This window comes from Streptomyces koelreuteriae (genome assembly GCF_018604545.1).
Lineage (GTDB): Bacteria > Actinomycetota > Actinomycetes > Streptomycetales > Streptomycetaceae > Streptomyces > Streptomyces koelreuteriae.
Genome location: NZ_CP075896.1, coordinates 3,068,744 through 3,089,727 on the forward strand (window position 1 = coordinate 3,068,744; position 20,984 = coordinate 3,089,727).

The window sequence follows — 20,984 nt, forward strand, 5'->3', positions numbered from 1 at the left end:
GGACCGTGGGCCGCGGTCGCCGGTGGTGTCCGGCTGCGGCCCGAGGACGCGAACTGGGATCGGAGCTGTCAGCTCCGGGTGGTGCCGCGCAGGGGCCGTCACGCGGGCAGCAGATGGGCGACGGAGCAGCTCAGCCGCAGGCCGGCGTGGTCGGCGGTCACCTCGGCGCTCCGCCAGGTGCCCTGGGCGCCGCGCAGCAGCTGCGGTTCCCGCAGCCGGACCTCGAACCGGCCCCCGGCCTCGGTGGTCTCGGGCGCGGGCCGGATGACGGTGCGCCGCATCCACAGCGTGTTGCTGTCGGCCCGGGTGACGCCGTCCAGCGAGTAGAGCAGGACCTGGCCGAGCTGGAGGGCCGCGACGAACAGGTCGATCATCGACGCCGGGCCGTCCGGGTCGAGGGTGAGGTCGGCACTGGCCAGCGAGGCGTCGGGGTGCACGTCGACGGAGGTGAGCAGCTGCCGCCGGTCGCGGTGCGGGGTGCCGAAGGGCGCGTCGTTCCAGGGCCCGGGAAGCGCGCCGGCGTCCGCGTAGTGGGCCGTGCCCGGCCGTGCGGGGGCCGCCTCCGGGGAGCCGGTGCCGGCGGTCGTCTCCACCCGTACGGTGAGCAGGCCGACGCGGCATTCCATGGTCGTCGTGCCGTCGTCGGCGGTGTCCAGGAGCCGGCCGGAGACCGCGAACGTGTCGAGGTCCTCCTCCTGCGGCTTCTTCCCGGCCTTGATCGTCAGCGAGCGGACGGTGAAGGGCGTGTCCGGGCCGAGGCCGCGGGTGTGGGCCGCGTGCAGGCCGGCGAGCCGGGCGCCGTAGAGCATGACGTCGATGGTGGACAGGTGGGGCCGCTGGGTGCTGTCGCCCTTCCGGGACCAGGCGCCCGGGATCTCCAGGCCCGCCGTGGCGGTGATGCCGAGGTCGTCGACGGTGAGGTCGGTGAGCGAGTGGTGCACCCGTTTGAAGCCCTCGCCGAAGAACCGTCCCTCCCTGGCGCCGAGGAAGTCGTCCACGGTGCCCAGGGTGTCGAGAGGTGCTGCCGTAGTCATAGAGTTTCCTTCGTAGGCGGCCACACCCCGGCGGGGTGACGGCCGTTGAACGGCGACGGCGATGCCCGGGACCCTCCGCAACAGTGGACCGGGTATCGCCGGCGTCCGGATCGGAGCGGTGCTCAGGCGGTCCGGCTGGCCTGGACGGGCTCGGCGGTGCCCGCGACCGGCTCGGTCTCGGAGGGGTCGACCTGGTCGCCCGCCGCCGGCTTCTTGAAGTTGAGCACCACGAGGAACGTCAGCGCGATGCCGACGGCGATCGCCCAGGTGGCCGTGGTGACCCCGTCCATCATCTGCCCGAGGTCCTTGCCGTCACCGCTGCCCGAGGCGTTGGCGATGGCGATCAGCACGGCGAGGCCGACGGCGCCGCCGATCTGCTGGCCGGTCGTCGCGATGCCGGAGCCGATGCCCTGGTCCGCCGCCTCGACGCCGGTGGTGGCCGCGGCGAACATGGTCGTGAAGACGATGCCCTGACCCAGCGAGAGCACGAACAGCGACGGCGCGATGACGCCGTAGGAGACGTCCTGGCCCAGCGTGAGGGCGAGGACGACGGTGCCCACCAGGCCCATGGTCAAACCGATGAACAGGGTGTTGCGCACACCGAACTTGGTGGCCCACTTGCCGCCCACGATGGTGCCGATCAGGACGCTGCCGGACGGCAGCACGAAGGCGAAGCCGGTGGTCCAGGCGCTGTAGCCCTGCACGATCTGCCAGTACTGGGTGAGGAAGTACGCCAGCGCGCCGAAGGTGGCCATGAACAGGAACGTGATGCCGGCACCGGTGGACAGGTTGCGGTTGCCGAACAGCCGCAGAGGCACCATGGGGGCCGCGCTCCGGCTCTCGATGACCAGGAACAGCACGAAGGTCAGGACGGCGACGGCGAGTGCGGCGAGGACCTGGCCGGAGCCCCAGCCCGCCTCGGGGCCCTGCACGAGGGCGAAGACGAACAGCGTGGAGGCGACGGTGCCGGTGATCGCGCCGGGCAGGTCGAAGCCGCTGCCGGCCTGCGTCTTGTCGTCGGGCAGCAGGGACATCGCCACGAACATGGCGGCGCCGGCCAGCAGCACGTTGACGTAGAAGACCGAGGGCCAGCCGAAGGCGTCGGTCAGCAGACCGCCGAGAATCGAGCCGAGCACCATGCCGGAGCCGCCGGCGCCGCCCCACACGGACAGGGCGCGGTTGCGTTCGGCGCCCTCCGCGAAGAGCGTCGTCACGAGGGACAGGGTCGCCGGCGCGAGGAACGCGCCGCCCAGGCCCTGCACCGCACGCGCGGCGATGAGCAGCCACGGGTCCTCGGCGAGACCGCCCGCGAGGGAGGACGCCGCGTAGAGGAAGAGGCCGAGGACGAACATCCGCTTGCGGCCGAAGAGGTCGGTGGCCCGGCCGCCCAGCAGCAGGAATCCGCCGAAGGCGACGGCGTAGGCGGAGACCACCCACTGCAGGTCCTGGGCGCCGAAGCCGAGCTTGTCGCCGATCTCCGGCAGGGAGACGAAGACGATGTTGTAGTCGATCGCAATGATCATCTGGGCGAACGCGAGCAGTGCGAGCACCGCACCCAGATGACGCGGCCGTGTCGAATTGATGCCGGACACGCCGGTTCCTTTCAGTTTGACGTCGGGGGACGAGGGACGGGAATGGAGAGGAAGGGGGTGGGGGGAGGCGGGGATGCGTGGGGGAAATCCGGAGGGGACCGGGCGCCGCGCCGGTCAGTAGCGCAGGGCGTAACCGATGCGCCGTGCCAGCGACTTCTCGCGCTGCGCCTCGTGGAAGCGGGCGTCGGCCTTGAGGTCCTCGATGTCGGCCAGGACGCGGCGCTGCGCTTCCTCGATGGCCTCCTCGATCGGGACCACCACCGGCAGGTCGAAGAGCTTGACGATCTTCTCGATCCGGTCCGGGATGGGACCGCCGATGACCCGGTAGGGGATGTCCATCCGGTCCAGCGCCTCGATGAGCAGGTCGTCGGAGAGACGGCGGAACTTCTCGGAGACGGGCCGGTGGCCGTCGGGTTCCATGTCGAACTCGACCGGCAGGTGGACGTAGGCGTCGTAGATCCGCTTGGCGCGGGCGCGGGTGATGTCGCCCAGGGTGTCGGTGTAGCGCTGGTAGAAGTGCTTCACCGGCAGGCCCATGACCTTCTTGATGCCCTTGAACCACCAGTCGGCGCCGGGGTTGATGCCGACGCGCATCCGCGCTTCGAAGTACACCCACTCGTGGAACACGCCGCCGTCGGAGATGAAGGCGTCACCGCTGGACTCGTTGTGCACGCGCTCCTCGAAGCGGCGCAGTCCGAGTTTCACGAGTTCCATGGCGTTGAGTTCCATGACGGTCTTGCCGGGGACGAGGTCCACCAGCAGCTCGCGGGACGTCTTGGCGTGGGTACGCGGTATTCCGGTGGCTATGGAAAGGGCCTCGGTCGTCGTCGACTTACCCGTCGAATACGTGCCGGAAATGGCGAGCTTCAGCTTGGGATTGTCCTTGAAACTGGGTATTTCGAGCGCGGACACAGATGGTCACCTTTGTGGAAGAGAGCCCCGGGGCTCGATGGGTGGGTCAGCGGGCGGGGGCGGCGAGGGCGACGGCCTCGTCGACCGTCATGACCGTCGCGTCCTGGAGCCCCAGGTGCTTCACGGTCTGGGTGAGGCGCTCGGCCGGATCGCCGTGGACGGTGTGCACGGGGACGCCCGTCGCTTCGAGGGCGGGCAGCAGCAGGGAGTCGGACAGCTGCCGGAAGTTCTCGTTGATCGGGCGGTTGTCCGGTGCCAGCTCGAACTCCACCGGCACATACACGAAGGCCTGGTAGGCGGTGCGGGCGTGGTGCTTCATCAGCAGGCCGATGTCGTCCACGGCCGCTTCCAGCGCGGTCGTCGTGATGCTGCGGTGCCGGTCCTCCATCGGGGTGGTCGTGCCCGGGTAGGAGCCGGCCACGAGGCGGAGCTTGGCGTACACCCACTCGTGCACCACCGAGCCGTCGGACACGAAGCCGCCGGGCTGGGCGGCCTCACCGAGCAGTCGTTCCGCGTAGCGGTTGACCGTGAGCTGGATGAGCTGCCCGTCGGTCCAGTTGTGCACGCTGCGGCCCTCGCCCCCGATCGGCTCCCGCATGGGCGAACCGTGGGTGCGGGGCAGGCCGGTGAGATGCGAGAGCGCCGCGGAAAGCGTTGTCTTTCCCGATCCGTAGGCGCCAACGACGGCGATTCTTTTCGTCACGGATCAAGCATCACAGGGGACTTTGACCTGAACCAGTGGCCATCAACGCTATTGCCACGACCAACAGGATGAGCTCGAATCCGGAAATGGAAAGTCCGGATTACACGTTACTGCAATGTCCCCGGGACCGAAGCTGGAATTGATTGTTCCGTAACACGGGTGTGCCCGGCCCGCCGGTGAGGCGGCGGGCCGGGCACGGGTGACGAGGTCCTCCGGGCCGGTGGGTCAGCGGGTCGTCGCGGCGAGGCGCGTGCGCAGGGGCTCGGTGTGGGGGAACAGGGCGCGGTTCTCGGTGCTCCACCGCACCGATTCCAGACCGCGGTCGGCGGTGCCGGTGAACCTCGGGGCCACCTCGGTCGCCAGCAGCTCGAAGCTGCGCTTCACCTTCTCGAAGGAGGCCCAGTTGACGACGTAGGTGAGGAACGTGCCGAAGCCGCCGGTGGTCTCCCGCAGGTGGCGGATCGCCTCCACCGCGTCCTCGACCGACCCGACGACGGCGCGGCCCTGTTCCACGGTCGCCTCCAGGTGCCGGGACTCCGGCACACCTTCGAGGCCGCCGAGGACGTCGGCGCCGACCGCCTCGCCCCAGTAGCCGTGCAGCCACTTCCCGAACCCCTCCCGAACGTCCCGGAAGGCCTCCTCGCGGGTCTCGGCGATGTGCAGGGGCACGGCGATACGCCAGGTGCGGCGGTCCACGGTCCGGCCGTGCTCCTCGGCCGACTCCTCGGCGTAACTCCACTGCCGGGCCAGGTCGACGGCCGGCCAGCCGGGCGGCGGGGCGCCGAACGACAGCAGGCCGAGGCCGTACTTGCCCGCGATCTGGGGGCTGTTGGGGGTGCCGACGCTGGAGACGGCGATCTCGATGCCGGGCTCGCTGTAGCGCGGCAGCTGCATCTTGGCGTCCTGGAGGGTGTACCAGTCCGTCTTCTCCGAGATCCGCTCCTCGCCGTTGACCAGCTCCATGACGGTGGGGATGGCCTCGCGCGCCATGCGCTTCAGCTCGCCCGGGTCGACTCCGAGCATATGGGCGTCGTTGGGGGTGGCGCCGGGGCCGACGCCCAGGATGTACCGGCCGCGTGTCAGGTGGTCCAGCATGATCGCCCGGTTCGCGACGTGGAACGGGTGGTGGAAGGGCAGTGTCACCACACCGTTGGCCAGCTTGATCTGCCGGGTCCGGTCGGCGAGGGCCGCGATCAGCGTCTCCGGGGCGCCCACCGTCGGCCAGGACAGGGAGTGGTGCTCGCCGAACCAGCACTCGTCGAAGTTGAGTTCGTCCAGGTGCTCGACGAGCTGGATGTCCCTTCGGATGGTCAGGTGCGGGTCCTGTCCGGGCGCGTGGAGGGGGGAGAGGAAGGCTCCGAAGCCGGTGTGCATGATGCTCCTGTGATCGGGGGGTGGCGGCGGACGCCGTGGCGCCGGTGCGCGGTTCGGCACGGGTCCGTCGGGTCGGGGGGCGGCCTGTACGGCCGGGGGTTATTGCGGGCTGCCGGTCTCCGCCGCGCGGGTGATGCGGTCCAGCAGCCGGTGGTGGGCGGCGGCGTGGGCGAAGTCCGGCACCACGGAGGTGCCGTCGCGCAGGTCGGCGCGCAACTGGTGGTAGGCGTGGGCGACCACTCCGGCCGGCCCTTCGAGCGCCGCGAGCCGGTCGAGGCCGTCCGGCAGCAGATAGTTCTCGGGTACGGGCAGCGGCCGCAGGTCCCGCTGGTCGCCCCGGGCACCGCGCAGTTCCACCTGGCCGAACTGCAGATGGCCCGAGTCACCGGTCAGCACCAGGTCGCCCTCGGTGCCGTTGATCTCCCAGAGCAGATTGGTGCCGCGCGAGGAGCCGCCCCGGTAGTGCAGGGAGGCGACCGCCCCGCTCTCCAGGCGCCCGGTCACGGCGATCTGGTCCTCGGCGGTCATCGGCAGTTCGGCACCGGTCTCGGCGATCCGCACCCGGGGGCGCCTGGTCGCCGTGGTGGCGGTCAGGGTCGCGAACCCGGACAGCACCATGGTCAGGGCGTCCAGGGTGTGCCCGAACGGAACGGTCAGCAGGGTCGCCCCGTTGGCGCGGTCGGCCGTGTAGGCGGTCCGCTCGGCCACCACCGGGCCCCAGCCGCCGCCGGACCCCACCAGCGTGGTGGACAGCACCTCGCCGACGAATCCGTCCGCGACGAGGTCCCGGAGGTAGCGGACCACGGGGGCGGACCGGGCTTGCAGGCCGACGGCCGTCCGCACGCCCGACTCGGCCGCGAGCTCGGCGAGTTCCTCGGCCTCGGCCGAGCCGTTGCCCAGGGGCCACTCGCTGAGCACCGTCTTGCCGGCCCGCAGGACGGGCATGATCAGTTCCCGGTGGCGTGGCACGCGGACGGCGACCACCACCAGGTCGATGTCGTCCCGGGCCGCGAGTTCGCCGGCGTCGGTGCCCGCGGCCGACTCGGGCAGTCCGAACGCGGCGGCGGCCTTGCGCGCGGAGTCGGGCGTGGACGCCGTCAGCGCGCGCAGTTCGTAGCCCTCGACGGCTTGCAGCGCGGGCAGATGACCGCGTCCGCCCCACCCGCCGTCCGCGCTGAGTCCGACGATCCCCACTCCGAGCGGGGCCGCTGTGTGCATCACGAATGCATCGTCCTTTCCTGGAAAGAGGGTCAGAGCTGGGCGTAACGCCCGTACAGGCCGCGGAAGAACAGAAGCGGCGCGTCCTCGTGGTGGGTGTCCAGGTCGTGGACGCGGGCTATCACCACGTCGTGGTCGCCGGCCGGTATCTCCTCCTCGACGGAGCACTCGATCCAGCCGATCGAGCCGTCGAGCACGGGCGCCCCGCCCGGTGAGGGCGTCCAGAAGGCCTCGGCGAACTTGTCGGTGCCGCTGGTCGCGAACCGGGTGCTGAGGTCGCGCTGGCCCTCGCCGAGGATGTTCACGCAGAACCGGTCCGCCGAACGCACGTCCGGCCAGCTGCTGCTGGTCCTGGCCACGCAGAACAGCACGAGGGGAGGGTCCAGGGACACCGAGGTGAACGAGTTGACGGCCAGCCCCACGGGAGCGCCGTCGCAGCCGCGCAGTGCCGTCACGGCCACCACTCCGGTGGTGAACCGTCCGGCGACGGTACGCAGGCGCCGCGGTTCGACCGGTGCCGAGCGGGACATCGGGGGAACAACCGTTGAGGACATGCCCTCAGGCTCAGCCGGGGCCGAGTGACCTGCCAGTGCGCAGACAACATATTGCTCGCGCCAACAGAAGGGACTGGCCACTTGTCCCGGGCCGGGAATATCCACGGGGGTCGCGCACAGCACGGTGGGGGCGGAAGCTCTAGGGACGCGGGCCGCAGACCGGAAAAACGTCCGGCCCCCGGTCCTGGTGGGACCGGGGGCCGACGGGTGGGCTAGCGGGGGGGCGGGTCAGTCCAGTGGATCCCACCGCAGCCGGTCGTCGGAGGCCGACAGCCGTCCGAACACCGCGCCGGAGAAGTGGCCGGCGAATCCGATCGTGCCGGGACGGGAGAGTTCGGCCACGACCTTGCGGCGGCTGCGGACCGCCTCCGCGGGATCGAGGTCCGAGGCCGCACGCCAGGTGAGGTCGGCCAGTTGCAGGGCGGAGTGCAGGACGTCGCCGACCACCACGGCCGCGGGCCCGTCCGGCTCGCCACGGATCACGTACGAGAGGTGGCCCGGGGTGTGTCCCGGGGTGGCGAGTGCCGTGACGCCGGGGAAGACCTCCTGGCCGTCCCGCACGGCCACCGGCTGCCCGGCCGGACGGCGGTGCGCACCACGCCATTCCGCGGCCGAGGCCACGAACCGGGCTCCGCGCAGCCGCTCGTCACCGGCCCAGCCCACATGGTCGTCGTGCAGGTGCGTGAACGCCACGGTGTCCACCGCGTCCCAGGCGATCCCCGCCGCGGCGAACGCGTCGGGCAGGCCTCCGCCCTCGATCCGCCCCAGGGGCGCGATGGTGTGGTCGGCGGGGATGCGGGCGGGCCCGAAGCCGGTGTCGAAGAGCATGGCCCGGTCCTCGTACTCGACGAGCAGCGCACCGACCGAGGCCCGCAGGAAGCCCTCGTCGTCGAGGCGGCCGCGGTGGCCCTCCCAGAACGCGCCGGGTGAGTCCGGGAACCAGGCCCTCGGATGCAACTGCACATAGCCGTCGGGGAGATAGGTCAGCCGGTGGGTGCCGAGCCCGACACGGACCGGCTCGGTCACATGGCTGTTCACCGCGGTGCTCATCGGGCCTCTCCCACCAGGTCGTCACGGTTCAGGCTGTTCATCCGCTGCGACAGCGTCACATGGGACATCCGGCGCAGTGCCGCCTCCGTGCCGGTGCCCGGAGCGGGCAGGAACACCGTCATCCGCAGGGCGATACGGCGGGTGAAGTCGAGCGTGGCGCGGGTGAAGTGCAGGTCGCCGACGGCGGGGTGGGTGAGCACCTCGGGGCCGCAGGAGTCCTCCAGCACCTCGTGCCGGTCCCAGAGCTGCGCGAACAGAGGGCTGGCGACGCGCAGTTCCGCCACCAGCGCCGGGATCGCCGCGTCCTCGATGTGCAGCGCCGCCTGGCTGCGGAAGCGGGCCACGACGGTCGGGGCGATCTTGTCCCACAGCGGATAGGCGGACCGCGCGCGGTCGTTGGTGAAGAACTCCCGCAGGATGTTGTACGGCCGCCGGCGCCCGAGGCGGGCGTCGCCCGGATGTTCGTCGACCATGCCCAGGAGCGACTCCGCCGCGGCGTTGGCGACCACGACGTTCCAGGCGTGGTCGGCGATGTACGCGGGGTTGGGCCACCAGTTCTCGACGAACGGGCGCATGGCCTCGGCCTCCGGCGGGGCGTCCGGCAGCAGCGGGACGGCCTGCACACCGGCGAGCTGGCGCAGATACAGCCGTTGGTTCTCACTCAGGCGCAGCACGCGGGCGATCGAGTCGAGCACCTCGCCCGAGACGTTCTCGGCGCGGCCCTGCTCGATCCACGTGTACCAGGAGACGCCCACGCCGGCGAGCAGCGCCACCTCCTCCCGGCGCAGGCCGGGCGTGCGGCGTTTACCGGCATCCGGGAGGCCTACCTGGTTCGGTGACACCTCGGCCCGCCGTGCCATCAGGAACCGGCCGAGTTCGAGGAGGTGCGGAGGTGCCACGCGCCTGGCGGAAGCAGCGTTTCCCATCGGTTGCGGTTCCCCTTCTGTTCATGGCGGAGCAGGGGGACATACGGATGTACCAGGATCACGCGGCTCCCCCGTGCCGCCTCACCCTCGTAAACAAACATACTCGCCTGTTTATTTCGGTGGCGCTACATGTTTTGGCTGACACCGTACGGACGCGAGAAGCGTCACACACGGTCAGCCCGCGTCACCCCACGTCGTGCAGCGCCGGGGCGGGCACCGCCTCGGCCTGCTCCAGCTCCTCCACCCGCCTCTCGTCGGTCCGCAGGCGCAGCAGCAGCCCGGGGGCGGCGATCCCGGGCAGCAGGGCCCGCCACAGCACGCAGACGCGGAACAGCAGGTCGGTCCGCCCGCAGGACAGCTGGGACAGCAACTGGATGCCGGTGAAGGCCCCGACGATCAGGACGGCGATCTCGTCGGGGTCGGTGTGCGGCAGCAGTTCGCCCTTGTTGCGGGCCTGGCACAGAAGGTCGGCCACGCTCTGCTGGGACCACAGGTAGGGGCGGGTGCCGGGCTGGTAGGAGGTCTCCTCGGTGGCCAGCCGCACGGCGGCCTGCAGGATCACGTCGTTCTGCAGCATCCGCGCGTAGGACAGCGTGAGGTCGATGGCCGACTGCAGGGAGGAGTCCCCGGGAAGCGGCCGCAGCAGCGGCATCTGGTACTCGACGATGGCATCGGCCAGCGCTTCCTTGGAAGGGAAGTGGAAGTAGAGGGCCCCCCGGGTCACACCCGCCCGCCGCAGCACGTCCGTGGTGCTGGAGCCGTCGTAGCCGTGCTCCTTGATGCATTCGGCGGCGGACCGGAGCAGCAGTGCGCGGGTGCGCAGGGCGCGTTCCTGACGTGGCATGTACGGGATCTCCGAGGCGAAGAGGGCGGGTAAACCGGACGGCGAGCACCGGAAAACAGATAAGTCTGTATGTTACCCGGAGTCCCGGGATCCGATAAGTGGGGCGCGCGCCCGGAAAACAAGGGCCGGAAACAGGAGCCGGAAACAGGAGCCGGAAACAGGAGCGGCGCCACGCGTTTCCGCGTGGCGCCGCTCGTGGGGTCCGACCACCGTGCCGAACCGTCCGCTGTCAGTGGAAGAAGTGCCGCGTCCCCGTGAAGTACATCGTGACGCCCGCCTTGCGCGCGGCCTCGACGACCTGTTCGTCACGGACGGAACCGCCGGGCTGGACCACGGCCTTCACTCCGGCCTCGGTGAGGATCTCCAGGCCGTCCGGGAAGGGGAAGAACGCGTCGGAGGCGGCGTACGCACCCTGAGCGCGCTCGGCGCCGGCCCGCTCGACCGCCAGCTTCGCGGAGTCCACGCGGTTGACCTGCCCCATGCCGACACCGACGGAGGCGCCGTCCTTGGCGAGCAGGATCGCGTTGGACTTCACCGCGCGGCAGGCCTTCCAGGCGAAGGACAGCTCGGCCAGCTCGTCGGCGCTCAGCGCCTCGCCGGTCGCCAGCGTCCAGCCGGCCGGGTCGTCGCCGTCGGCCTGGAGCCGGTCGGTCACCTGGAGCAGCGCGCCGCCGTCGATCGGCTTGACCTCGACGGGCGCGGCGGGGCCGTCGGGGCAGCGCAGCACGCGGATGTTCTTCTTCTTGGTGAGGGCCTCCAGGGCGCCGTCCTCGTAGTCCGGCGCGACGATGACCTCGGTGAAGATCTCGGCGACCTGCTCGGCCAGCTCCTTGCTGACCGGGCGGTTGACCGCGATCACGCCGCCGAACGCCGACAGCGGGTCGCAGGCGTGCGCCTTGCGGTGCGCCTCGGCGACGTCCGCGCCGACCGCGATCCCGCAGGGGTTGGCGTGCTTGATGATCGCGACGCACGGCTCGGCGTGGTCGTACGCGGCACGGCGGGCGGCGTCCGTGTCCGTGTAGTTGTTGTACGACATCTCCTTGCCGTGCAGCTGCTCGGCCTGGGCGAGGCCGCCGCCCTCCGGGGAGACGTAGAGCGCGGCCGGCTGGTGCGGGTTCTCGCCGTAGCGCAGGGTGTGCTCGCGCTCCCAGGTGGCGCCGAGGAAGTCGGGGAACCGCGACTCGTCGACGGGCGCGTAGGAGGAGGCGAACCAGGAGGCGACGGCGACGTCGTAGGCGGCCGTGTGCTGGAAGGCCTCGGCGGCGAGCCGCTTGCGGGTGGCGAGGTCGAAGCCGCCGCCCTGGACGGCCTTGAGCACGTCGGCGTAGCGGTCCGGGCTGGTGACGACCGCGACGGAGGGGTGGTTCTTGGCGGCGGCGCGGACCATGGAGGGACCGCCGATGTCGATCTGCTCGACGCACTCGTCGGGCGAGGCACCCGAGGCGACGGTCTCGCGGAACGGGTAGAGGTTGACGACGACCAGGTCGAACGGCTCGACGCCCAGCTCGGCGAGCTGCCGCCGGTGGTCCTCCAGGCGCAGGTCGGCGAGGATGCCCGCGTGCACGCGCGGGTGCAGGGTCTTGACGCGGCCGTCCAGGCATTCGGGGAAGCCGGTCAGCTCCTCGACCTTGGTGACGGGGACGCCGGCAGCGGCGATCTTCGCGGCCGTGGAGCCGGTGGAGACGAGCTCGACCCCGGCCTCGTGGAGCCCGCGCGCGAGCTCCTCGAGCCCGGTCTTGTCGTAGACGCTGACGAGCGCCCGGCGAAGGGGCCGCTTGTTGCTCTCGGCGGTCACTGGATAACTACCTTTCGTCCCTCAATGCGATGGCCGTTGCGGGCGAGCCGCCCCACGACCTCGACGAGCAGCCTTCGCTCGACGTCCTTGATGCGCTCGTGCAGAGCGCTCTCGTCGTCCTCGTCCCGGATCTCCACCACGCCCTGCGCGATGATCGGCCCGGTGTCGACGCCGTCGTCGACGAAGTGGACGGTGCAGCCGGTGACCTTGGCGCCGTACGCGAGCGCGTCCCGCACACCGTGGGCTCCCGGGAAACTGGGCAGCAGGGCGGGGTGCGTGTTGACGAACCGCCCGCCGAACCGCGCGAGGAACTCCTTGCCGACGATCTTCATGAAGCCGGCGGAGACGACGAGGTCGGGCTCGAAGGCGGCGACGGCCTCGGCGAGGGCGGTGTCCCACTCCTCGCGGCTCCCGTGGTCCTTGACCTTGCGGACGAAGGTCGGCAGCCCGGCGCGCTCGGCGCGCGCCAGCCCCTCGATGCCCTCGCGGTCGGCGCCGACGGCCACGATCTCGGCCCCGTAGGCCTGCGCGCCGGTGGCGGCGATCTCGTCGAGGAGCGCCTGCAGATTGGTGCCGGATCCGGAGACCAGCACGACGAGGCGCTTGGCGCGCGGGGCCACGGGCTTGGCGGCCACGGTGGGGGCCTTTCTCGAAGGAAGCGTCTGTCCAGGCGGCCGGACCGTGGCGTTTGTACATTCATACGAATGCTTCGGGCTCCCGGATACGGGGAAGCCTACGAACCGGCCGACCGTCAGCAACGATACCGGCACACCGGACGGCCCCCACGGGACGGGGGCGTGGCCGGAAGGTAGCGTCTGGGCGGAGCCGGTTCGGGAACGCCGTCCGGGCGTGGTGCGTTCAGGAGGGTGACGGAGCCGGTCCCGACGCCGCACCGACCTCTGTCCGTCCAGTCCAGATCCCCGCACTCCTCCACACCGCCCCACTCACCAACGGGAAGACGCTCACTTGATGCCGGACCGCAGCCTGCGACTCCTCACGTTCCCCCCGCCGTCGGCACAGGGAGGGGAGCGCGGCGCCGTGCTGCTGCGGGAGCGCCCCGGCTCACCGCCCGACGCGCCGTCGGACGGCTCCGGCGGGGACGGGCGGGAGCGCGGCTCCCAGGAGGACAACCCCTTCGCCCCGCCGCCCGAGGGCACCCCGGACCGGCCCTGGCAGCCGCGCCGGCCGTCGGGCGACGACTCCCAGGACGGCGGCGGGGGCGACCGTGCGCCATGGGGCAGCCAGTGGAGCGACCGGCAGCCCGGCCGCTCCCCCGACGGCTTCGGCGACCGCCCCCGCGGCGGCCCCGAGGGCCAGGGCGGCGGCCCGCAGGGCGGTCCGAACCCGCGCTGGGACCCGACGGATCCCTCCCAGCGCCGTGCGCGCTATGCCCTGCTGTCGGGCATGTGGGCCTTCTTCTTCGCCCTGTTCAGCTGGCCGTACGTGGCGCTGCTGCTGGGCGCGCTCTCCCTCTACTGGGGCATCAGCGCGCTGCGCGCCAAGCCCCGCAGGCCCGACCCGGACTCCCCGGCCCCCGAGCAGCAGCCGGGCCGCCCCCAGACGACCGCCGCGGTCAGCGGCCTGGTCACGGCGTCCCTGGCGATCGCCCTGGTCGCCGCGTCCTTCACGGCGCAGCTGGTCTACCGCGACTACTACACCTGCACCAACGACGCCCTCACCAACAAGGCCGAACAGTCCTGCGCGAAGCTCCTGCCGGAGGAGCTGCGGGGCCTGCTGGGGACGAAGGGCTGATCCGACCCGGCCTGCTTCAGGCGCGGCCGGCTTCAGGCGCGGTCGGGGCCGGGGGCGGGGTCGGTCGGCAGGAAGTCGTAGGGGTGGTATCCCGTGTCGTCGTCCTGGTCCTGCGGTCCGTAGAGCGCGTCGTACTCGTAGAGGTCGTAGGGCACGTCCGGGGTGCGCGATGCCGTGGTTCCCGTCTTGTCCGGCAGGGTGCCCTCGGGGTTCTTGTCGGCCCGGGCGGCTCCGGCTCCCCCGGCGGTTCCGGTGCTCTTGGCTTTGCCGGCTCCCTTGGCACTACCGGCGCCCTTGGACGCCTGCTCGCGCTGTCTGCCGATCACCGGGTCCTCCGTCCGGGGTGAGCGGCGGCGCCACAGTCCCACGCCCACCGCCGTCGGGACGGCGACGAGCGTCAGCCAGGACAGGGTCGCCGCGCCCACCTGCCACCACTCCGGACCGAAACGGGCCAGTACGGCGACTCCGAGGGGGCCGCCCGCCAAGGCGGCGAGGCCCGCCAGTACGGCCGCGCACAGCAGTGCCGCCAGGGCCGCGGCGGCAGCACCGCGCCACGGCGACCAGGCGACGTCCCGTCCGGCGCCCGGCTTCGTGCCGCCGCGCTCCCCGGGGGCCGCCCCCTTCGCCACGGTCCGGCCCATCACCACCCCGGCGACCACCGGCACGACCCCGGCCGCCCAGTGCGCCCACGCCCCCTGCCCGGCCTCCGGCACCGCCGCCAGCAGCGGAAACGTCGGCAGGAACGGCGGAGGCGCGGAGGACAACGGGCCGACGACATGCCCGGCGCCGAGAGCGAAGCCGGGACCGAGGGCGTACGCGGCACCCCACACCGCCGCGTTCGGCATCAGGGCCACACACAGCAGCAGCACCGCGCACCGCCCCGACCACCCCTCGGTCAGCCGCAGCAGCGACGCCTGGGCCTCCGTACCGTGCGCCACCAGCGACACCGCCACCAGCAGCGCACCGCCCCCGAGCAGCACCGCCACTCCGGCCGCCGCGGCCCGGGCGGCGACCCCCGGGCGCCCGTCCGGGCCGTGGAGCAGCGGCCGCAGGCCCTTCGGCAGGACCCGCAGCAGCCGTCGCAGGGGCCCGCCCGGACGGCCGTACGCCGACCACACGCCCAGCCCCGCCACCACGGCGGCGACCAGCGGCACATACACCCCCGTCCACAGCCAGGACGGCCGCAGCACGCCACCGGAGGCGAACAGCGCGGCGGCGAGGGCAACGGCCAGATACCCGAGGACGACGCCCGTCCACGCCGTACGGGCGTCGACCAGCGGCGGTCCCGCACCCTCGACGGCCTCCTCGCGCCCGCCCTCCCGGAGGCCCTCGCCGTCCTCGAGGTCCTCGACGGTCGCGATGGCCTTGAAGCCACCGGCGCCGTCGTCCCCGTCCCCCGCCCCGCCGTCCGTGGCGTCGCGTGCCGCCCGGAGCAGCAGCCACACGGGCAGCGCGAGCAGCAGCAGCGGCGGGAGGCCCACAGGGGCGGGGACTCCGGACAGCGTGTCGACGCGGATCAGCTCGGCTCCATGGGCCAGCAGCCACAGCGCGGCGGTGACGTGCAGCACGCCGCTGGGCCCGCTGTCGGGGTACGGCGAGGTGATCCACAGCAGCATCACCAGCACGGCGCACCACGCGAGCCCCAGGCCCGCCGCCACCGCACCACTCACGAGGGCGTCGCCCAGTCCGGGGGAACGGTCGCGCACCCGGGCGAGCAGGGGCGCCGACAGACGGCGGCGAGCGGCTGCGGTCATCTTGATCACGCCCGCCATGCTCCCAACGACACGCGCTTTACCGGCGTAACAGGCGAACCACCGTTGTGTCGCTCAATATACGTTTATGTACTTTTCCGTATGGAGGGGCGCCCTGTGACACAGAGCCCTGCCCTCCCCCTCCCCCCGCCCAAGGAACGCCGACGCCTGCGCGAGGCCGCCTCGCTGACGCGGGCTCAGCTGGCTTCCCGGGTGGGCGTCACCAGCGAGACGGTGCGCGGATGGGAGACCGGCCGCGCCACGCCACGCGGCCGGAAGGGGGAGAAGTACGCGAGGCTGCTGAACTCACTGGGCGAGGCACGGGAGGTGACGGAGCCTCACCGGAGCACCGGCCCGACCGACCGGGGCAGGCCCTCCGCCCCGGGCAGGGGCGCCAGGAGCCGCCCGCCCGCCAGAGACCGGGAGCGAGACCGGGACAGGGGGCATGTCTCCGACCGGGGCCGCTCCCACGTCCCCGAGCGCGGCCGTACCGCCGCCCGTGTCACCCTCGGCGACCGCGGCCGGACCCCCGACCGTACGAAGGCCCCGCACCGGCCGGACGACGCGACCTCCGCGCTCGCCCCCGAACAGGCCTTCGACGCGCTGTACGCCTTCTGCGCCCCCGCGCTGGTTCGGCAGACCTATCTGCTGACCGGGCGCCGTGAGCTGGCCCGGGAGTCCGTCGAGCGGGCGTTCCAGATCGCCTGGCAGCGCTGGCCCGAGGTGGCCCGCGACCGGGATCCGGCGGGCTGGGTGCGGGCGGTGGCGTACGAGTGCGCGCTCTCCCCGTGGCATCGGCTCCGGCCCCGCTACCGGCACCCGGAGCCGCCGCCGCCCGACGCGTTCGACCGCGCCCTGATGGACACCCTGCTGGGGCTTCCGCCCTCGTACCGCCGCACGCTGCTGCTGTACGACGGCGTCGGTCTCGGCCTGCCGGAGACGGCGGCGGAGACGGAGGCGAGCACCCGCGGCGCCGTGAACCGGCTGGCGCACGCGCGCGAGGCGGTCGCCGAGCGGCTGCCGGAGCTGGCGGACCCGGAGGTCCTGCACTGGCGGCTGGTCGAACTCGCCTCCACGGAACGGCTGCGGGCCGCCAAACCGGTGGTGGTGCGGCAGGCCGGGGAACGCCGGGCCCGCCTCTGGACCCGGGCCGCCATCGCCTTCACGGCCCTGCTGATCGGGACCACGGTGCTCACCGTGCGCACGGCCCCGACGCGCTACGAGCCGCCCGTGCCGCCGGGCGCGACCGTCCAGGGCGTGCCACCGCCGGTCGCACCCGGACCGCTGTCGGAGTCGGAGCGGGACCTGCGGTCCAAGCTGCGCAAGGAGCAGCAGAAGGGGCCGGACCGGCTGATGCCGCAGCCGCGGTGACGTCGGCCTTCGTGGCTTCGGCTTTGCGGCTTCGCGGCTTCGTGGCTTCGTGGCTTCGTGGCTTCGTGGCTTCGTGGCTTTCGTGAAACGGCGGTGGGCCCGCCCCCCTCTGCGGGGAGCGGGCCCACCTGTGAGCCGTGAGGCGATGCTCAGCCGGCGAGGATGGCGCGGGCCAGCTTCGCGGTCTCGGTCGGCGTCTTGCCGACCTTGACGCCGGCGGCCTCGAGGGCCTCCTTCTTCGCGGCGGCCGTGCCGGAGGAGCCGGAGACGATGGCGCCGGCGTGGCCCATGGTCTTGCCCTCGGGCGCGGTGAAGCCCGCGACGTAGCCGACGACCGGCTTCTTCACGTTCTCCTTGATGAAGGCCGCGGCCCGCTCCTCGGCGTCGCCGCCGATCTCACCGATCATCACGATCAGGTCGGTGTCGGGGTCGGCCTCGAACGCGGCGAGCGCGTCGATGTGCGTCGTGCCGATGACCGGGTCGCCACCGATGCCGACGGCGGACGAGAAGCCGATGTCGCGCAGCTCGTACATCATCTGGTACGTCAGCGTGCCGGACTTCGAGACCAGGCCGATGCGGCCCGGCTTCGTGATGTCGCCCGGGATGATGCCGGCGTTCGACTGGCCCGGGGTGATGAGACCGGGGCAGTTCGGGCCGATGATGCGGGTCTTGTTGCCCTGCGACACGGCGTAGGCGTAGAACGCGGCCGAGTCGTGGACGGCGATGCCCTCGGTGATGACGACCGCGAGCGGGATCTCGGCGTCGATGGCCTCGACGACGGCGGCCTTGGCGAAGGCCGGCGGCACGAAGAGGACGGATACGTTGGCGCCCGTCTTCTCCATCGCCTCGGCGACCGAGCCGAAGACCGGGATGTCGTTGCCGTCGATGTCGACGGACGTGCCCGCCTTGCGGGGGTTCACGCCACCGACGATGTTCGTGCCGTCGGCCAGCATGAGCTTGGTGTGCTTCATGCCCGTGGCACCGGTCATGCCCTGGACGATGACCTTGCTGTCCTTGTTGAGGAAGATAGCCATGGCTGTTTAGTCCCTCGTCCCTTACTTCGCAGCCGCGAGCTCGGCGGCCTTGTCGGCCGCTCCGTCCATGGTGTCCACGCGCTGCACCAGCGGGTGGTTGGCATCGGAGAGGATCTTGCGGCCCAGCTCCGCGTTGTTGCCGTCCAGACGGACGACCAAGGGCTTGGTGACGTCCTCGCCCTTGTCCTTGAGGAGCTGCAGCGCCTGGACGATGCCGTTGGCGACCTCGTCGCAGGCGGTGATGCCACCGAAGACGTTGACGAAGACGGACTTGACGTCCGGGTCGCCGAGGATGATCTCCAGGCCGTTCGCCATGACGGCGGCGGAGGCGCCACCGCCGATGTCGAGGAAGTTGGCGGGCTTGACGCCGCCGTGGGCCTCACCGGCGTACGCGACGACGTCCAGGGTGCTCATGACGAGACCCGCGCCGTTGCCGATGATGCCGACCTCACCGTCGAGCTTGACGTAGTTGAGGTTCTTCTCCTTGGCGGCGGCCTCGAGCGGGTTGGCCGCGTCCTTGTCCTGGAGGGCCTCGTGCTCCGGCTGACGGAACTCGGCGTTCTCGTCGAGGGAGACCTTGCCGTCCAGGGCGATGACGTCACCGGAGGCGACCTTGGCCAGCGGGTTGACCTCGACCAGGAGGGCGTCCTCCTCGACGAAGGTCTTCCACAGGGTGACGAGGATGTTCGCGACCTTGTCGGCGACCTCGGCCGGGAAGTTCGCGGCCTCGACGATCTGGCGCGCGACCTCGGGGGTCACACCCACGTTGGCGTCGATCGGCGTCTTGGCGACGGCCTCGGGGCGGGTCTCCGCCACCTCCTCGATCTCCATGCCGCCCTCGACGGACGCGATGGAGAGGAAGGTGCGGTTGGCACGGTCCAGGAGGAAGGAGACGTAGTACTCCTCCAGGATCTCCGGAGCCGTCTCGGCGATCATCACCTTGTGGACCGTGTGGCCCTTGATGTCCATGCCGAGGATGTTGCTCGCGTGCTCGACCGCCTCGTCGGTGGTCGCCGCCAGCTTGACGCCGCCGGCCTTGCCACGGCCGCCGACCTTCACCTGGGCCTTGACGACGGACTTGCCACCGAGGCGCTCGGTGGCTGCGCGGGCCGCCTCAGGCGTGTCGATGACTTCACCGGCCAGCACCGGTACATCGTGCTTGGCGAAGAGGTCCCTCGCCTGGTACTCGAACAGGTCCACGCGCTTCCGTCCCTATCAGTGATCTCGCGGTTCGTTGTCTGCGTGGGCGTGCCGCGAGGGCAACGTGACGTCCGCCGTCTGTCAGTCACAAGGGAGGCGCACACGGTGTCCGAGCGCGCGGCATGTCCGTCTCGCAGGTTATCGCTGCTTGCAGGAGGCCCCTAAATCGAGGGTCACACCTGAGCGGTGATACCTGTCACATGATGCCGCGCTCTCTGGCACAGCGTGCCTGGAGTGAGGGGCCTCACCGGGCCGGGGTAAACCCGGTGAGGCCCGCCGAGCACCCCCGAAGAAGCCCGAAGGCCCAGTTCAGGGCCTGCTCTCCGGGGGGCGGGTCGGTCGGCCCCCACCCCAATGGGGACCGCCGACCTCATCCACGAGGTTTCGGCCTCGGACCGCCGACGGCTTTCGACCGTCCGGGCGTGAGGGCTCGCGGAGTCTTGAGAACTTGAGAGCTTGAGATCTCGAGAACGGAGCTCGAGAGCGCGCGACGGAGGAGCGCCGGCCTGACTCGGCTAGCCGGGGAAGACCGGGATGTCCCGGTGACCGTCCCGGGTGTCCGCCACGCAGGCACGGGCAGCGACACCGCGCACGAGGCCCAGCGGAGCCCGGCCGCTCGGCGTGACGGCATGCGTGTCGCCGTGACGCGGGGTGCCGTTGTCGGCCATGGAACGGTTGCAGAGCGTGCCGTCCGGACGACCTCCGGGCACATGCCCGACCGGCACGACGCCTCCGGCACTCGCGGAGGGGCCGGTGCGGGCTGCGCGTCTGACGTGATGCGCGGGGTCGTGAGCCGTGTGATCGCGGGCTGCGCGGGGGGCGTACGGGGCTCCGTACTGCTCGCCGTCCACGCCGTGCGCCTCGGGGGTCGCGTCCCGGGTCGGGCTCGGGGAGGCACCCCGCGACGCAGGGGCATCGGCCGGCTGCGGATCGACCGTGGCGAGCGCGGGGGTGGGGAGGGGCGCAGGCAGGGGGTGGCTCGGGGGCGCCGGGTAGCCGGGGAGGCCGGGCTCAGCGGGCATCCCCGGGAGCGCGATGTCGCCATTGGGCGGAGCGGGCGGGCCGGGCAGGCTGGGCAGGTCTGGAAGGCCGGGCAGGTCCGGCAGGGGCGGTGCGTCAGGCAGGGTCGGCAGGGCAGGCAGGGCGGGGACGGACGGTGCCGTCGGCGGGACGGGGAGCGTCGGCGTCTTCGGCGCGGTTGGGAGCCTCGGCGCCTTCGGAGCGGCGGGGAGCGTCGGCGCCTTCGGGGGTACGAGGAGTGCCGGCACCTTCGGAGGTACGGCCAGGGCCGACGAATCCGGCAGGTCCGGCAGGGGCGGCGCGTCCGACAGGTCTGGCAGGGGCGGCGCGTCCGACAGGTCTGACTGGTTCGGCACGTCTGGCTGGTCCGGCCGATCCGGCGCACCCGACAGGCCCGGCGAGGACGGCCGGTCCGGCCGACCCGGCCCCGAGGGAGCCTTCGGCGGCGTCGGCAGCTTCGCCGGTGCCTTCACCAGCTCCCCGCCGCCCGACGCCCTCGCGTCACCGGCCACTCCGACGGCCCGCTCCCCCACGGCCCGGACGAGCTGAGCACCCCCAGCCCCGGATCCGAGAGGTTCGCTCTCCTGCCCACTCACCAACCGCCCGACCGCACTGCCCGCCGACGCCCGCACACCGTCCGCCGCATACGCCCGCTCACCGCACAGGAACCCGAGGACGAGCACCCCGCCCACCAGCAGCGCCACTTGGAGCGCACGCCGCCCGGCCGCCGTGCGCAGCATGCGCACAGCGGCATCGGACAGGGCTGCTGACGAGGTCAAGAGGGGGAGCTTCCTCCCGTGCGACGGAACAAGTGCGGAACGCATCACGCGTCACGGGCAACGAGTCGGCACAAC

18 protein-coding genes are annotated in these 20,984 nt (G+C 72.0%); 2 read left to right on the forward strand and 16 right to left on the reverse strand.

Annotated elements, in window-relative coordinates; genetic code table 11:
- Window positions 1–98: 98 nt before the first annotated feature.
- The 12 genes from KJK29_RS13490 to purN form a co-directional block, all read right to left on the reverse strand.
- A complete protein-coding gene (locus KJK29_RS13490; protein ID WP_215119257.1) occupies window positions 99–1,034 on the reverse strand; it encodes an AvrD family protein in 936 nt (311 codons plus the stop codon).
- Between the two features lie 122 nt (window positions 1,035–1,156).
- The gene (locus tag KJK29_RS13495; RefSeq protein WP_251057780.1) at window positions 1,157–2,626 is read right to left on the reverse strand and encodes an MFS transporter; all 1,470 of its coding nucleotides are present in this window, start codon (window positions 2,624–2,626) and stop codon (window positions 1,157–1,159) included.
- Between the two features lie 114 nt (window positions 2,627–2,740).
- Window positions 2,741–3,538: an ATP/GTP-binding protein gene (locus KJK29_RS13500; protein WP_215119259.1), complete on the reverse strand. Its 798-nt coding sequence runs from the start codon at window positions 3,536–3,538 to the stop codon at window positions 2,741–2,743.
- A gap of 46 nt (window positions 3,539–3,584) precedes the next feature.
- Complete coding sequence (locus KJK29_RS13505) at window positions 3,585–4,241, reverse strand: AAA family ATPase (RefSeq protein WP_215119264.1); 657 nt, start codon at window positions 4,239–4,241, stop codon at window positions 3,585–3,587.
- Window positions 4,242–4,466: 225 nt separating this feature from the next.
- Window positions 4,467–5,615: an LLM class flavin-dependent oxidoreductase gene (locus KJK29_RS13510; protein WP_215119268.1), complete on the reverse strand. Its 1,149-nt coding sequence runs from the start codon at window positions 5,613–5,615 to the stop codon at window positions 4,467–4,469.
- A 99-nt stretch (window positions 5,616–5,714) separates the two neighbouring features.
- Window positions 5,715–6,833, reverse strand: a complete 1,119-nt coding sequence (locus KJK29_RS13515) for a Gfo/Idh/MocA family protein (RefSeq protein ID WP_215124265.1) — start codon at window positions 6,831–6,833, stop codon at window positions 5,715–5,717.
- A gap of 32 nt (window positions 6,834–6,865) precedes the next feature.
- Entirely contained in the window at window positions 6,866–7,387 is a 522-nt protein-coding gene (locus tag KJK29_RS13520) for a flavin reductase family protein (RefSeq protein ID WP_215119270.1), read from the reverse strand.
- Between the two features lie 228 nt (window positions 7,388–7,615).
- On the reverse strand, window positions 7,616–8,437 hold the full coding sequence (locus tag KJK29_RS13525; RefSeq protein WP_215119272.1) for an MBL fold metallo-hydrolase: 822 nt from the start codon (window positions 8,435–8,437) through the stop codon (window positions 7,616–7,618).
- Window positions 8,434–9,336 (reverse strand): helix-turn-helix transcriptional regulator, encoded by a 903-nt coding sequence (locus tag KJK29_RS13530; RefSeq protein WP_215119273.1) that lies wholly within the window; start codon window positions 9,334–9,336, stop codon window positions 8,434–8,436. The genes KJK29_RS13525 and KJK29_RS13530 overlap by 4 nt, the downstream gene beginning before the upstream one ends.
- Before the next feature lie 211 nt (window positions 9,337–9,547).
- On the reverse strand, window positions 9,548–10,207 hold the full coding sequence (locus KJK29_RS13535) for a ScbR family autoregulator-binding transcription factor (protein WP_215119275.1): 660 nt from the start codon (window positions 10,205–10,207) through the stop codon (window positions 9,548–9,550).
- Window positions 10,208–10,436: 229 nt separating this feature from the next.
- A complete protein-coding gene (gene purH / locus KJK29_RS13540) occupies window positions 10,437–12,002 on the reverse strand; it encodes a bifunctional phosphoribosylaminoimidazolecarboxamide formyltransferase/IMP cyclohydrolase (protein WP_215119276.1) in 1,566 nt (521 codons plus the stop codon).
- Window positions 11,999–12,637: a phosphoribosylglycinamide formyltransferase gene (purN, locus tag KJK29_RS13545; RefSeq protein ID WP_184591279.1), complete on the reverse strand. Its 639-nt coding sequence runs from the start codon at window positions 12,635–12,637 to the stop codon at window positions 11,999–12,001. Before purN ends, purH begins: the two co-directional genes overlap by 4 nt.
- Window positions 12,638–12,971: 334 nt before the next feature.
- Between purN and KJK29_RS13550 the strand changes: the two genes are divergently transcribed.
- Window positions 12,972–13,754 carry a hypothetical protein gene (locus KJK29_RS13550; protein WP_215119277.1) on the forward strand — a complete coding sequence of 261 codons (783 nt, stop codon included), beginning with the start codon at window positions 12,972–12,974 and terminating at the stop codon, window positions 13,752–13,754.
- Window positions 13,755–13,786: 32 nt separating this feature from the next.
- On the opposite strand, the gene KJK29_RS13555 is transcribed toward KJK29_RS13550, so the two are convergent.
- Window positions 13,787–15,526 (reverse strand): cell division protein PerM, encoded by a 1,740-nt coding sequence (locus KJK29_RS13555; protein WP_215119279.1) that lies wholly within the window; start codon window positions 15,524–15,526, stop codon window positions 13,787–13,789.
- A gap of 96 nt (window positions 15,527–15,622) precedes the next feature.
- On the opposite strand from KJK29_RS13555, the gene KJK29_RS13560 reads away from it, so the two are divergent.
- Complete coding sequence (locus KJK29_RS13560) at window positions 15,623–16,876, forward strand: helix-turn-helix domain-containing protein (protein WP_215119280.1); 1,254 nt, start codon at window positions 15,623–15,625, stop codon at window positions 16,874–16,876.
- A 149-nt stretch (window positions 16,877–17,025) separates the two neighbouring features.
- Here KJK29_RS13560 and sucD read toward each other — a convergent pair whose 3' ends face one another.
- The 3 genes from sucD to KJK29_RS13575 form a co-directional block, all read right to left on the reverse strand.
- Window positions 17,026–17,910, reverse strand: coding sequence for a succinate--CoA ligase subunit alpha (gene sucD, locus KJK29_RS13565; RefSeq protein ID WP_215119281.1), 885 nt, complete (start codon window positions 17,908–17,910; stop codon window positions 17,026–17,028).
- A 21-nt stretch (window positions 17,911–17,931) separates the two neighbouring features.
- Entirely contained in the window at window positions 17,932–19,110 is a 1,179-nt protein-coding gene (sucC, locus tag KJK29_RS13570; RefSeq protein WP_215119282.1) for an ADP-forming succinate--CoA ligase subunit beta, read from the reverse strand.
- Window positions 19,111–19,625: 515 nt separating this feature from the next.
- Entirely contained in the window at window positions 19,626–20,909 is a 1,284-nt protein-coding gene (locus KJK29_RS13575) for a hypothetical protein (RefSeq protein WP_215119283.1), read from the reverse strand.
- Between the last annotated feature and the right edge of the window lie 75 nt (window positions 20,910–20,984).

Bases quoted from the DNA above. Each gene is read 5' to 3' on its own strand.
- KJK29_RS13490 (WP_215119257.1), bottom strand. From the start codon at position 1,034: ATGACTACGGCAGCACCTCTCGACACCCTGGGCACCGTGGACGACTTC.
- KJK29_RS13510 (WP_215119268.1), bottom strand. From the start codon at position 5,615: ATGCACACCGGCTTCGGAGCCTTCCTCTCCCCCCTCCACGCGCCCGGA.
- KJK29_RS13515 (WP_215124265.1), bottom strand. From the start codon at position 6,833: ATGCACACAGCGGCCCCGCTCGGAGTGGGGATCGTCGGACTCAGCGCG.
- KJK29_RS13520 (WP_215119270.1), bottom strand. From the start codon at position 7,387: ATGTCCTCAACGGTTGTTCCCCCGATGTCCCGCTCGGCACCGGTCGAA.
- KJK29_RS13525 (WP_215119272.1), bottom strand. From the start codon at position 8,437: ATGAGCACCGCGGTGAACAGCCATGTGACCGAGCCGGTCCGTGTCGGG.
- KJK29_RS13535 (WP_215119275.1), bottom strand. From the start codon at position 10,207: ATGCCACGTCAGGAACGCGCCCTGCGCACCCGCGCACTGCTGCTCCGG.
- KJK29_RS13550 (WP_215119277.1), top strand. From the start codon at position 12,972: ATGCCGGACCGCAGCCTGCGACTCCTCACGTTCCCCCCGCCGTCGGCA.
- KJK29_RS13555 (WP_215119279.1), bottom strand. From the start codon at position 15,526: ATGGCGGGCGTGATCAAGATGACCGCAGCCGCTCGCCGCCGTCTGTCG.
- sucD (WP_215119281.1), bottom strand. From the start codon at position 17,910: ATGGCTATCTTCCTCAACAAGGACAGCAAGGTCATCGTCCAGGGCATG.